Below are 12,030 nucleotides of genomic sequence, written 5' to 3'. Positions count from 1 at the left end.
GCCGGCAAGGCGTCAGGCGCCGTGCGCGCCCTTCCCGGCCTGGGAAGTGGTCTGTGAAGCGGCCTGTGAAGCGGCCTGTGAAGCGGCCTGTGAAGCGGCCTGTGAAGCGGCCCCGTTACCGTCCTGACGCGGGTTGCTCCCGCCCTGGCTGGCACCCGGGCTGGCGCTTTGCATGCTGGCGCCCGCCCCGCCATTGCTGCGGGCGCGGTCGTGGCCGTTGCCGTTGCCGGCGGTGAAAGGATCGACGAAGCGCTGCAGCGTGTCCTGGCCCTGGCGCAGGCCGCGCTGGGTTTCTTCGGAAGCGGTGCGCGCCACTTCGTCGGCCAGCTGGCGCGCGGTGCGGGTGGTGTTCTGCACGTGCTCTTCGGTCACGCGCGCGAGCTCGACCTGGGCGTCGGCCGCCAGGCGCGAAATGTGCTGCTGGTAGGCGCGCAGCTTTTCAGTGGCGGGCTGGGCACGCGATGCGGCCGCGCTCAGCACTTCGGTCTGGCGGTCGGCGGTGAGGATCTGCTGGCTCGCCAGCGCCGTTTCCTCGAGCATGGTCTGCACCAGCTGGATGTTCAGGTTGCACATCTGCTGGAAGGACTGGAACAGCGATTTCGACATGTCGTTGACGAAGGCCGTCTGCGCGTCCAGGTGGGTGCGCACTGCAGGAGTCACAGATTGGGAAAATGGATACATGCGTTTGCCTCATTCATGGGTAATGGTTATTGGAATAGTCCGGCGCTCGGCCAGGGGCCGCACCGACGTGTCGCCGGAGACCGCCCTTGCCGGATCAGGCTGGCGTCTTCCGCACGAAGCCTCAAGGCTAGGGCAGCACGCTACCGTCTATTTGCGCTGGATCAAACGTGTGCGGGCGTGAGGAAAGAAGGGAGGAATGAAAACGGTCCCGCGACTTTGACAGTGGCGGGACCGAAAAAACGGGGAAAACGCGCGGCGCCGGACGCCTGCGGGATCACCCCGCGTGGCGCTCGACCCAGGCCGCGAAGGTATCGACGAAGGTCTGCAGGAAAGCGCGCAGCGACTCGTCCTTCAGGGCGTCGCCATCGAATTTGTCGGCGATACCGCCGAGGTAGGCTTCCGGTGCCGGCATCGCGGGCATGTTCAGGAAGGGCAAGGTCTGGCGCAGGTGGTGGTTGGCGCCGAAACCGCCGAGCGCGCCCGGCGACTGGCTGACGATGGCGCAGGGTTTGCCGGCCCAGGCGGCCTTGCCGTAAGGGCGCGAGCCGACGTCGATCGCATTCTTCAGCGCGCCCGGCACCGAGCGGTTGTATTCCGGGGTGATGAAGAGCACGCCGTCGGCCGCGCGGATACGCTCGCGAAACGCCGTAAAGGCCGGCGGCGGGGTGTCGGTATCGTCATCCTGGTTGTACAGCGGCAGGTCGCGGATCTCGACCACTTCCATGTCCAGCTTGCCTTCAGCCAGCTGGATCATCGCCCTGGCCACCTTGCCGCTGTACGAATCCTTGCGCAGGCTGCCGACGACGATAGCGATTTTTTTCAATGTCATGCCTTCCCCTCTTTCTTCATGTGCAAAAGCTCGATGGTAACCATTTTTTACCGGGCGCCGCGCGCCGGGTCCCGTGCGCGCGGCTCGGCCTGTACTCGAGGTGCGTTCAGATGCGCCCGCGCCGGAAGGCCGCAAGGAACTTGCGCGCCTGCGCCGCACTCAGCACCTGGACCGGGTCGCCATGCCAGGCGAACAGGAAAGGCTCGCCGCCGAGGCGGTCGGTCAGTTTGGCGTTGAGCAGGAAGCGGGTCCCGGCCGGATAGCGCGCCGGGTCGCTCAGCGCGCGCGCGCACTGCACCCGCATCGAGGGCGCGAAGGCCTGTCCCGGCATCGGGCGAATCCGCAGCCGGCCCGTGCGCGCATCGGGCACCGAATGCACGGCGACCTCGCGGTAAGCCCAGCTGTCGCGCGCCATCTCAGGCCCTCGCCAGCGGCGCGGCCGCGCGCACCACGGGCGCCTCGCGGATCGGCAGGTTGACGAGGGCGGCCGCCAGCGCCAGGGCGATGTCGGCGTACCACATCCAGCTGTAGTCGCCGAAGCGCACGAAGGACAGGCCGCCGAGCCAGGCGCCGAAGAAGCCGCCGATCTGGTGCGACAGCAGTGTCAGGCCGAACAGGGTTGCCAGGTAGCGCGTGCCGAAGAGTTTGCCGACCAGGCCGGCGGTGGGCGGCACGGTGGCCAGCCAGGTGAAGCCGAGCGCGCCCGCGAGGATGTAGAAGGTCAGCGCGGTCTTCGGCGCCAGCAGGTACAGGGCGATGATCAGCGGACGGCTGAAATACATCAGGGCCAGCAGGTTTTTCATGCGATAGCGTGTCGACAGCGCGCCGGCACTGAGGCTGCCGGCGATGTTGAACAGGCCGATCAGCCCGAGCGCCGTGCCCGCCACCCCGACCGGCAGGCCGCACAGCGCCACTTCGCCCGGCAGGTGGGTCACGAGGAAAGCGATATGAAACCCGCAGGTGAAAAAACCCGCATGCAGGCACAGGTAGCTACGGTCGCGCAGGGCCTCGCGCAGCTGCCGGGCCAGGCCAATGCCGGCAAGCTGCGCGGCGACGGGCGCGGCCCCGGCCGCCGCGACGGTGGCCTGCGGGGCTGCGCGTCCGCGCATCAACCAGGCCAGCGGAATGGTGAGCAAGGTCGTCGCCGCCATCGTGAACATGGCGATGATCCAGCCCGGTCCGGCGATGAGGAACTGCATCAGCGGCGAGAACACGAACTGGCCGAAGGAGCCGCCGGCGTTGATGAAGCCGGACGCGAAGGGCCGGCGCGCGGCCGGCAGGCGTTGGGCGGTGGCGCCGATCAGGATCGAAAAACTGCCTGCACCGGCGCCTGCGGCCGAGAGCACGCCCATGGTCAGCAGCAGGCCCCATTCGGAACTGACGAAAGGCGTGGCGGCCAGGCCGCCGGCCAGCAGCACGGCGCCCAGCACGATCACGCGTGCCGGGCCGTACTTGTCGGCAATGGCTCCGAAGATCGGTTGCGAGGCGCCCCACATGAACTGGCCGATCGCCAGCGCGAAGCTGATCGTCGCCACGCCCAGTCCTGTCGCCGTGTTCAGCGGCGACAGGAACAGGCCGGTCGTCAGGCGCGCGCCCATCGTGATCATCAGGATCGCGCTGGCGGCAAGGATCAGGAGCCAGGCGGCGCGGGGCGACATCTCGGTGTGGGTGCTCATCATCATCCCGTTATTTTTTGCCGCATGCACACGCAAACGGAACTGGGATGAGAGTTTAACAACGAATGCAGGGAATTGCTGGCGGTGCCAGATTCTGGCAATGGTGGCGTTCGATGCTGCCCTGCTGATATCGAACAAAGGTAAGCAAGGATAGAAACCGGATCCTGCCGATCCAACACCACGTACCGGCGATATCTGTACTGGCCGTGCACCGCCCCCGCGGACGGCGCCCCGGCAACAAATTAAAAGAACTACCACCGCACCTGCATGATCAGACAACAAAGACAGGCGCTGCCAGAAGAGCCCAGCCCCGCGCCGCCAACCATGGCCCGGCTGGTCCGCTGCCACGCGATCCGATTGACACCGCCCTACAACGCGGAGACGACATGGAACCGAGAATCACAAGGCTGGAAGGATTTGCCGACGAGTGCAGACGGGATATCCGTTCCGTCGATATTCTGCTGGCAAAAATCGAAACCGCGACCGATGGGCTTGCCAGGAACGCGGCCACGAAGGCGGATGTGGCGCAGCTTGAATCGACGCTGCTCAAGTGGTTCATCGGTACCGCAACGGCCATGGCCGGGCTCGCATTCGCGGCCGCCAAGATGATTCACTGAGCGTGTGGCGGCGCCGCCCATGCAGGCGTCTGCAGGCAGAACCGGTATGCGGACGCCCGTCCGGGCCAGGCGCGGCGGCAGTGGACGCAGTGGCAGGAGTGGCAGGAGTGGCAGGAGCGGCAGCAGTGGACGCAGTGACAGGAGCCGCAGCGGCCCTCAGGCCGCGCGAATCAGCAGTGCCACCGCTTCGGCCGCCATGCCCTCTTCCCGGCCCAGGTAACCGAGCTTCTCGTTGGTCTTGGCCTTGACGTTCACCTGTTGCGGCGAGACGCCCAGGTCTTCGGCGATGCGCGAGACCATGTGCGGGATGTGCGGCGCCATCTTCGGCTGCTGGGCGATGATGGTGGCGTCGACATTGCCGATCGTGTAGCCGGTGGCGACGACGCGCGTGGCCGCCTCGCGCAGCAGGACGCGCGAGTCGGCGCCGGCGAACATCGGGTCGGTGTCGGGGAAATGCTTGCCGATGTCGCCGAGGCTCGCCGCGCCCAGCAGTGCGTCGATGATCGCGTGCAGCAGCACGTCGGCGTCGGAATGGCCGAACAGGCCCAGGCGATGCGGGATGGTCACGCCACCGACGATGAGTTTGCGCCCTTCGACCAGGCGGTGGCAGTCATAGCCGGTGCCGATGCGAAATGGCGGGGTCGGATTGTAGGATGCAAGTGCCATGGTGTGCTTACAATAATTCAGGTTGGGCCGTGGCCAGGTACATTTCGGCGATGCGCACGTCCGACGGCAGCGTAACCTTCATGTTGCGCGGATGCCCTTCGACCAGCCTGGGCGACAGGCCGAGCGCTTCGACGGCGGAGGCGTCGTCGGTAACCTGGCTCGGGTCGCGCGCCGAATCGCTGGCAGCTGCCAGGGCGTCGCGCAGCAACTGGAAGCGGAACATCTGCGGCGTCTGCGCCAGCCACAGGCCTTCGCGCGCAACGGTACCGAGTTCGCCGCCGATGCTGCGCTTGACGGTATCGACCACGGGAAGGGCCAGCAGGCCGCCGACCGGATGTTCGCCGGTGGTGGTGATCAGCTTTTCGATCAGGGCTTCGTCGAGCCCCGGGCGCGCCGCATCGTGCACCAGCACCCAGTCGTTCGGGCGCAGCGTCGGAAAGAGGGCCGCGAGCGCATTCCTGACCGTTTCCATGCGGGTCGCGCCGCCGCAACGCAGCACCGTCACGCCGTGACTGGGCACGACGCTGTCGATGACGGGGTCGTCGGCGCTGACCACGACATAGGTATGCGCGATCAGTTCGCTGAACAGGAAGGCGTCGATGGCGTGGCGCAGCATCGGCTTGCCGCCGATTTTCAGGTATTGCTTCGGTCCGCTCGCTGCCATGCGGGCCCCGACGCCGGCCGCGGGGATCAGGGCGAAATAACGTGGTGCCTGGGAATTCATGTGTTTCTTCTACTCTTTGCCGGTCTGATAAGAGACTGTACCTCACCTGCGCAAACTTTGCCGAGACGCGCGTACTCTTGCGGGGTATCGATGGCGGCCTGCATGCGCTCGACTTTCGCCATCTCGTTTTTGATGAAGGGCATCCAGCCGCTGTCGATTTCTCGCTGCAACAAATTGCGCACCTGCCCGGCCGGCGCATACAGCGGCTTGCCCTCGAAACGGCGCGCCAGCGCATCGCCGACGGCCTTTTCGGCCTGCGGCAGGTAGCGCTGGTAGATGTCGAGATGGCGCATTTCGTGCGCCAGGATTTCGCGGTACGAGCAGCTCCCGCGCGGGAATTCGCGTCCGACGTACACGACGATGGGGAGATAGGTCAGCTTGATCTCGAGGCGCGGCGCCACGCATTCGTAGCCCGTCGCCGGATCGCTCAGCATGCGGCCATGCACGCCGATCGCGACGCGCGACTCGGTGCGCGTCAGGCCCAGCACATAACTGCCGGGAGCGCGTTCGCCCTTCATCGCGGACAGCCCGTGAAAGGAATAGCTGTTGTCGATGCGGTAGCCGTTTTGCGTCGAGGACATCACCGAGACGCTTTGTCCGATCGTGTCCTCGCAACGCGCCTGGAAAGCGCTGCGCGCGCTGGCCGGTGCGACCGCGCACAGGCAGGCGAGCGAAAACAGCAGCTTCATGGCATCAGGCAGGCGACCAGGTCCCGTTGACGATCTTTTCCAGCCAGAAGGCGCCGATGATGGTTTTCACGTCGGTCACCTGCCCCGCCTTCACCATCTCCATCAGTTCCGGCACGGTCGCGCTGAAAATCTCCAGGAACTCGCCCTCGTCGAGCTTCGCTTCGCCGGCGGTGAGGCCGCGCGCCAGGAACAGTTCGAGGTGTTCGTCCGAATACGCGATCGCATTGTGGATGGTGCAGACGTAACGCCAGTCGGTTGCCGTGTAGCCGGTCTCCTCTTCCAGCTCGCGTTTCGCGCAGGCCAGGTGCTCTTCGCCCGGATCGATTTTACCGGCCGGGAATTCGACGAAGACGCGGTCGTTCGGATAGCGGAACTGGCGCTCGAGCAGCACGCGGCCATCGTCGAGCAGCGGCAGGATCACCACGGCGCCCGGATGGCGGATGTATTCGCGGTGCGAGATTTTGCCGTCCGGCAGTTGAATGCGGTCGCGCGAGACTTTGAGGAAGTGGCCGTCGTAGGCAAGTTCGCCATCGAGGCGGACTTCCTTGAGATGAGAATCCATTGGAACCTTCGTGAAGCGTTGATCGGAAAAACGAATCAGCGGCGCTTACGCAGGTAACGGAAAATGAAGCCTGGAAACGCCAGCACGACGAACAGGCAGCCAGTGACCGCATAGAATTCCCAGCCCTGGACAAACACGTTGCCGATACGGGATTCCAGCAGCCAGGCGACGAGCCCGACGAGGAAGTATAGAACAAGGAGCTCGAGCAGGCGCGCCACGAAGGGCTTGTTACGCGCCTGCCCGCTCTGGGTGGCCTTCAGGGAAAGAAGGCCGAACATGCGCTCGTTCGCAAACGGGAGGTTGGCCGCCGCCAGGGCGACGGCAACCACGATCCAGCTGGCGAACGAGACGTCCATGATTGACAAGCCGATCTAGTACTTGAGCGTCAACTGCATCGCGTGCAGGCAGGCGCTCAGCAGCGAGCCCGGGATCAGGCCCAGCAGCACGACGGCGATGCCGTTGACCGACAGCGCGAAGCGCATGTCGCCGTGGGTGACGATCGGGCTGGTGTCGGCCGCTTCGTCGAACCACATCGTCTTGACGATGCGCAGGTAGTAGAAGGCGCCGATCAGCGAGAACAGCACCGCGACCACGGCCAGCCAGACGGCGCCGGTGTTGGCGACGGCCTGCAGCACTGCCCACTTGGCCATGAAGCCCATCATCGGCGGCACGCCGGCCAGCGAGAACATCAGGATCGTCATGACGACCGCGAACCATGGCGCGCGGCGGCCCAGGCCCTTGAAGTCGGCGATCTGCTCGGCTTCGAAGCCCGAACGCGCCAGCATCATGATCAGGCCGAAGCTGCCCAGGGTCGTCAACACATAGGTGATCGAGTAGTACATCGCTGCGCTATACGCGGCGCCCATGTTCGAACGGTCGTCGCCGACCACGCCGGCCAGCATGCCCAGCAGCACGAAGCCCATCTGCGCGATGGTCGAATAGGCCAGCATGCGCTTGATGTTGGTCTGGGCGATCGCGGTCAGGTTGCCGATGGCGAGGGACAGCACGGCCAGCACCAGCAGCATCTGCTGCCAGTCGTAGGCCATCTGGCCGAGGCCTTCGACCAGGATACGGATGACCATGGCGAACGAGGCCAGCTTCGGCGCGCCGCCCAGCAGCAGGGTCACTGCCGTCGGCGAACCCTGGTAGACGTCCGGCACCCACATGTGGAAGGGAACGGCGCCCAGCTTGAAGGCCATGCCGGCCACCAGGAACACCAGGCCGAAGACCAGGATGCCGTGGTTGCCGCCGGTCGCTGCGCGGGCGGCGATTTCGGTGATGTCGAGCGAACCGGTGGCGCCGTAGATCATCGAGATACCGTAGAGCATGAAGCCCGAGGCCAGCGAACCCAGGATGAAGTATTTCATCGAGGCTTCGGTCGAGACCGCGTGGTCGCGGCGCAGGGCCACCAGCGCGTACAGCGCGAGCGACATCAGTTCCAGGCCCAGGTAGATCGACAGCATGCTGTTACCAGAGATCATGATCATCTGGCCCAGCATCGACAGCAGCGCGAGCACGTAGAACTCGCCGCCGAGGTTACCGGAGAGCATGCCCCGCTCCGTCGCATACCCACGCGAATACACGAGGGTGACGCCGACGGCGAGGTAGGTAAACAGCTTCAGCAGGTTCGACATCGGGTCCGACACGAACATGTTGTTGAACGTGTAGACCGTGGTGCCGGCAGCAAAGTCGACCCAGGTGAAGGCGGCGCAACCGACCAGGGTCAGCAGCGACAGCCAGTAGGTGACGTTGCGGCGCGCCCCCTTCAGGTACATATCGATCAGCAGGATCGCGGAGGCCGCGACCAGGAGAAATACTTCGGCGTACACCGGCACCAGGTTGGTGTCGACAGCCGGCAATAGAGTGTTAGTCATGGCGTTGATTTCGATTTATTGAGGCAGCTGCGGGAGCTTGCTCACGGACACATGCTGCAGCAGGTCGGCAACCGAGGTCTGCAGCGTCTCGGCGATCGGCGCAGGATACAGGCCCATGTACAGCGTGGCGATTGCCAGCACGGCCAGGATCGCGAATTCACGCTTGTTCAGGTCGACCAGTTCGGCGACGTGCTTGTTGCCGATCGGACCGAACACGACGCGCTTGACCATCCACAGCGAATAGGCGGCGCCCAGGATCAGGGCGGTACCCGCGGCCAGGCCGGTCCAGAAGTTGAACTGCACCGACGCCAGGATGACCATGAATTCGCCGATGAAGCCCGAGGTGGCCGGCAGGCCGGCATTCGCCATCGAGAACAGCACGGCAAAGGCGGCGAACTTCGGCATCGTGTTGACGACGCCGCCGTAGTCGGCGATTTCACGCGAGTGCATGCGGTCGTAGAGCACGCCGATGCACAGGAACATCGCGCCCGACACGAAGCCGTGCGAGATCGACTGCATCAGGCCGCCCTGCACGCCCATCTCGTTGAAGATGAAGAAGCCGAGGGTGACGAAACCCATGTGGGCGATCGACGAATAGGCGACCAGTTTCTTCATGTCCTTCTGGACCAGGGCCACGAGGCCGATGTAGATCACGGCGATCAAGGAGAGCACGATGACGACCGGCGCCAGGTAGTGCGACGCGTCCGGGGTGATCGGCAGCGAAAAACGCAGGAAGCCGTAGGCGCCCAGCTTCAGCATGATCGCGGCCAGCACGACCGAACCGCCGGTCGGCGCTTCGACGTGGGCGTCCGGCAGCCAGGTGTGCACCGGCCACATCGGCACCTTGACGGCGAAGGCCATGAAGAAGGCGATGAAGATCAGGATCTGCTCTTTCATGCCCAGCGCCTGCTTGTGCCAGACCTGGATGTCGAAGCTGCCCGAGATGTTGTACAGGTAGATGATCGCGATCAGGGTCAGCAGCGAGCCGAAGAACGTGTACAGGAAGAATTTAAACGCCGCATACACGCGGTTCGGGCCACCGAAGACGCCGATGATGATGAACATCGGGATCAGGGTCGCTTCGAAGAAGAAGTAGAACAGCAGGCCGTCGAGCGACGCGAACACGCCGATCATCAGGCCCGACAGCAGCAGGAAGGAGCCCATGTACTGGGACACACGTTCCTGGATCACTTCCCATGCCGCCACGATGACGATGATGTTGATGAAGGCCGTCAGCGGAATGAACCACAGCGACAGGCCATCGACACCGAGACGATAGAAGATGTTGAAGGCGCCGATCCAGGGCGTGGCTTCATAGAACTGCATGCCGTGGGCGGCATTGTCGAAATGCGTGATCAGCGGGATCGTCGGCAGGAAGCTGACGACCGCACCGACCAGCGCCAGCATGCGGCTGAACCCTGGATTCTTGTCGCGACCGACAGCCAGCACGAGCAGGCCGAACAGGATCGGGAGCCAGATTGCCAGGCTCAGGTAAGGAGGAAATGTAGAGATCGTAGACTGCATCATTTGTCTTTTTCTTTGCCTGTGATTAGCGCCAGAACGGGAAGAAGTACAGCAGGGTCGCCATGACGCCCACGATCATCACGAACGCGTAGTGATAGATGTAACCGGTCTGGAAGGTACGGGTCAGCGTCGAGAACCAGCCGACCAGCTTGGCCGAACCGTTGACCAGCACGCCATCGATCAGCGCGCGGTCGCCCGCCTGCCACAAGCCGGTACCGACTGCGCGTGCGCCGCCGGCAAACACTGCCTGGTTGAACTTGTCCATGTAGTACTTGTTGTCCAGCAGCGTGTGCAGGGGCTTGAACTTGTTATAGAACCAGGCGGGGACGCGCGGGTTGACCATGTAGCAGTAGTAGGCCAGGACCACGCCGGCCAGGGCCAGCCAGAACGGTGCCGAGGTCAGGCCGTGCGCTGCCATGCCGACTGCGCCGTGGAACTCTTCGCGCAGGACTTCCATCGCCGGGTGGTTTTCACGCACCGTGATGACGTTCTCGAAGAAGCCACCGTACAGCATCGGCTTGATCGCGAAGAAACCGATGATGACCGACGGGATCGCCAGCAGGATCAGCGGCAGAGTCACGACCAGTGGCGACTCGTGCGGCTTCTGGCCCGGGGCCAGGCCGTGGTGGCCGTGGTCTTCTTCGTGCTGCGGCTCCGAATCGTGGCCGGCGAGCGGATCTTCGATGCCGTGGCCGTGGGCAGCGACGTGCTGCTTGTGGTCGTCGTGTGCGTGTGCATCATGCGAATGATGGTCGTGCGCATGCGCCTTGCCGAAACGCTCTTCCCCGTGGAACACCAGGAAATACATGCGGAACGAGTAGAAGGCCGTGACGAACACGCCTGCCAGCACCGCGAAGTAGGCGAAACCGGCACCCGGGATGTTCGACGCGTGCACCGCCTCGATGATCGAGTCCTTCGAGTAGAAGCCGGCGAAGAACGGGGTACCGATCAGGGCCAGCGAGCCCAGCAGCGAAGTGATCCAGGTGATCGGCATGTACTTGCGCAGACCGCCCATGTTGCGCATGTCCTGGTCGTGGTGCATGCCGATGATGACCGAACCGGCGCCCAGGAACAGCAGTGCCTTGAAGAATGCGTGGGTCATCAGGTGGAACACGGCGACCGAATAGGCCGAGGCGCCCAGCGCGACAGTCATGTAGCCCAGCTGCGACAGCGTCGAGTAAGCGACGACACGCTTGATGTCGTGCTGGATGATGCCCAGGAAACCCATGAACAGCGCGGTAATCGCACCGATCACGATGACGAAGGAGAGCGCGCCGTCCGACAGCTCGAACAGCGGCGACATGCGCGCCACCATGAAGATGCCGGCGGTAACCATCGTCGCGGCGTGGATCAGTGCCGAGATCGGGGTCGGGCCTTCCATCGAGTCAGGCAGCCAGACGTGCAGCGGGAACTGCGCCGACTTGCCCATCGCGCCGATGAACAGGCAGATGCAGGCAGCGGTCAGCAGCGGCCAGCCGATGCCCGGCACGAACAGTTGCGACAGTTGGTTGGCCTGGCCGAACACTTCGGTGTACTTCATCGTGCCCGACGCGGCCAGCAGCAGGCCGATGCCGAGGATGAAGCCGAAGTCGCCAACGCGGTTGACCAGGAAGGCCTTCATGTTGGCGAAGATCGCGGTCGGACGGGTGTACCAGAAGCCGATCAGCAGGTACGACACCAGGCCCACCGCTTCCCAGCCGAAGAACAGCTGCAGGAAGTTGTTCGACATGACCAGCATCAGCATCGCGAAGGTGAACAGCGAGATGTACGAGAAGAAGCGGTTGTAGCCGTCGTCCTCGGCCATGTAGCCGATCGTGTAGATGTGGACCATCAGCGACACCGAAGTTACCACGCACATCATCATTGCCGACAGCTTGTCGATCTGGAAGCCAACCGCGAGCTTCACGGTGCCGACCTGCATCCAGGTGTACAGGTCCTGGTTGAAGACATCGGCGCCATCGATCAGCGCCAGCAGCGTCATCACGGAGATGACCAGTGCGATCGCCACGCCAAGGATGGTCGCAGTATGCGACACCTTGCGGCCGACCACGTTACCCAGGAACTTGGTACCCAGCAGGCCGGCGATTGCCGATCCCGCCAGCGGCGCCAGCGGCACCGCAAGTAAGAGTGAGGAAGAGAGTTGCCCCGCCATGTTGAACCTTAATCGTTATTGTTTAGCCGAGACCGA

Annotated in this window: 13 protein-coding genes; 1 reads left to right on the top strand and 12 read right to left on the bottom strand. The window is 64.2% G+C overall.

What is annotated here, in order from left to right:
• Positions 1-12: 12 nt before the first annotated feature.
• The 4 genes from AC1MEM_RS12025 to AC1MEM_RS12010 form a co-directional block, all read right to left on the bottom strand.
• Entirely contained in the window at positions 13-681 is a 669-nt protein-coding gene (locus AC1MEM_RS12025) for a phasin family protein (RefSeq protein WP_499477476.1), read from the bottom strand.
• A 274-nt stretch (positions 682-955) separates the two neighbouring features.
• Complete coding sequence (locus AC1MEM_RS12020; RefSeq protein WP_499477475.1) at positions 956-1,510, bottom strand: NADPH-dependent FMN reductase; 555 nt, start codon at positions 1,508-1,510, stop codon at positions 956-958.
• A gap of 106 nt (positions 1,511-1,616) precedes the next feature.
• Positions 1,617-1,925, bottom strand: a complete 309-nt coding sequence (locus tag AC1MEM_RS12015; RefSeq protein WP_499477474.1) for a hypothetical protein — start codon at positions 1,923-1,925, stop codon at positions 1,617-1,619.
• A 1-nt stretch (position 1,926) separates the two neighbouring features.
• The gene (locus AC1MEM_RS12010; RefSeq protein WP_499477639.1) at positions 1,927-3,189 is read right to left on the bottom strand and encodes an MFS transporter; all 1,263 of its coding nucleotides are present in this window, start codon (positions 3,187-3,189) and stop codon (positions 1,927-1,929) included.
• Positions 3,190-3,572: 383 nt separating this feature from the next.
• Here AC1MEM_RS12010 and AC1MEM_RS12005 point away from each other — a divergent pair, with 383 nt between their 5' ends.
• A complete protein-coding gene (locus AC1MEM_RS12005; RefSeq protein WP_499477473.1) occupies positions 3,573-3,803 on the top strand; it encodes a hypothetical protein in 231 nt (76 codons plus the stop codon).
• Between the two features lie 156 nt (positions 3,804-3,959).
• Here the strand turns inward: AC1MEM_RS12005 and ispF are convergent, their stop codons facing one another.
• From ispF to nuoL, 8 genes are read right to left on the bottom strand one after another with little or no spacing between them, the layout of a single operon-like run.
• The gene (gene ispF / locus AC1MEM_RS12000; protein WP_499477472.1) at positions 3,960-4,469 is read right to left on the bottom strand and encodes a 2-C-methyl-D-erythritol 2,4-cyclodiphosphate synthase; all 510 of its coding nucleotides are present in this window, start codon (positions 4,467-4,469) and stop codon (positions 3,960-3,962) included.
• A 7-nt stretch (positions 4,470-4,476) separates the two neighbouring features.
• Complete coding sequence (gene ispD, locus AC1MEM_RS11995) at positions 4,477-5,193, bottom strand: 2-C-methyl-D-erythritol 4-phosphate cytidylyltransferase (protein ID WP_499477470.1); 717 nt, start codon at positions 5,191-5,193, stop codon at positions 4,477-4,479.
• Entirely contained in the window at positions 5,190-5,882 is a 693-nt protein-coding gene (locus tag AC1MEM_RS11990; RefSeq protein WP_499477468.1) for a hypothetical protein, read from the bottom strand. The genes ispD and AC1MEM_RS11990 overlap by 4 nt, the downstream gene beginning before the upstream one ends.
• Positions 5,883-5,886: 4 nt before the next feature.
• A complete protein-coding gene (locus AC1MEM_RS11985) occupies positions 5,887-6,444 on the bottom strand; it encodes an NUDIX domain-containing protein (protein WP_499477467.1) in 558 nt (185 codons plus the stop codon).
• A 35-nt stretch (positions 6,445-6,479) separates the two neighbouring features.
• Positions 6,480-6,800, bottom strand: coding sequence for a DUF2818 family protein (locus AC1MEM_RS11980; protein WP_499477466.1), 321 nt, complete (start codon positions 6,798-6,800; stop codon positions 6,480-6,482).
• Between the two features lie 15 nt (positions 6,801-6,815).
• Positions 6,816-8,318 (bottom strand): NADH-quinone oxidoreductase subunit NuoN, encoded by a 1,503-nt coding sequence (gene nuoN / locus AC1MEM_RS11975; RefSeq protein WP_499477465.1) that lies wholly within the window; start codon positions 8,316-8,318, stop codon positions 6,816-6,818.
• Between the two features lie 15 nt (positions 8,319-8,333).
• Positions 8,334-9,845 (bottom strand): NADH-quinone oxidoreductase subunit M, encoded by a 1,512-nt coding sequence (locus AC1MEM_RS11970; protein ID WP_499477464.1) that lies wholly within the window; start codon positions 9,843-9,845, stop codon positions 8,334-8,336.
• 22 nt (positions 9,846-9,867) lie between these two features.
• Positions 9,868-11,994 (bottom strand): NADH-quinone oxidoreductase subunit L, encoded by a 2,127-nt coding sequence (gene nuoL, locus AC1MEM_RS11965; RefSeq protein WP_499477463.1) that lies wholly within the window; start codon positions 11,992-11,994, stop codon positions 9,868-9,870.
• Positions 11,995-12,030: the final 36 nt, after the last annotated feature.

It is taken from the genome of Telluria sp. AIW5 (assembly GCF_056680575.1).
This window is presented reverse-complemented; position numbering and strand designations above follow the sequence as displayed.

Bases quoted from the DNA above. Each gene is read 5' to 3' on its own strand.
- AC1MEM_RS12010 (WP_499477639.1), bottom strand. From the start codon at position 3,189: ATGATGAGCACCCACACCGAGATGTCGCCCCGCGCCGCCTGGCTCCTG.
- ispD (WP_499477470.1), bottom strand. From the start codon at position 5,193: ATGAATTCCCAGGCACCACGTTATTTCGCCCTGATCCCCGCGGCCGGC.
- AC1MEM_RS12015 (WP_499477474.1), bottom strand. From the start codon at position 1,925: ATGGCGCGCGACAGCTGGGCTTACCGCGAGGTCGCCGTGCATTCGGTG.
- AC1MEM_RS12020 (WP_499477475.1), bottom strand. From the start codon at position 1,510: ATGACATTGAAAAAAATCGCTATCGTCGTCGGCAGCCTGCGCAAGGAT.
- nuoN (WP_499477465.1), bottom strand. From the start codon at position 8,318: ATGACTAACACTCTATTGCCGGCTGTCGACACCAACCTGGTGCCGGTG.
- AC1MEM_RS12025 (WP_499477476.1), bottom strand. From the start codon at position 681: ATGTATCCATTTTCCCAATCTGTGACTCCTGCAGTGCGCACCCACCTG.
- ispF (WP_499477472.1), bottom strand. From the start codon at position 4,469: ATGGCACTTGCATCCTACAATCCGACCCCGCCATTTCGCATCGGCACC.
- nuoL (WP_499477463.1), bottom strand. From the start codon at position 11,994: ATGGCGGGGCAACTCTCTTCCTCACTCTTACTTGCGGTGCCGCTGGCG.
- AC1MEM_RS11985 (WP_499477467.1), bottom strand. From the start codon at position 6,444: ATGGATTCTCATCTCAAGGAAGTCCGCCTCGATGGCGAACTTGCCTAC.
- AC1MEM_RS12005 (WP_499477473.1), top strand. From the start codon at position 3,573: ATGGAACCGAGAATCACAAGGCTGGAAGGATTTGCCGACGAGTGCAGA.
- AC1MEM_RS11970 (WP_499477464.1), bottom strand. From the start codon at position 9,845: ATGATGCAGTCTACGATCTCTACATTTCCTCCTTACCTGAGCCTGGCA.
- AC1MEM_RS11990 (WP_499477468.1), bottom strand. From the start codon at position 5,882: ATGAAGCTGCTGTTTTCGCTCGCCTGCCTGTGCGCGGTCGCACCGGCC.
- AC1MEM_RS11980 (WP_499477466.1), bottom strand. From the start codon at position 6,800: ATGGACGTCTCGTTCGCCAGCTGGATCGTGGTTGCCGTCGCCCTGGCG.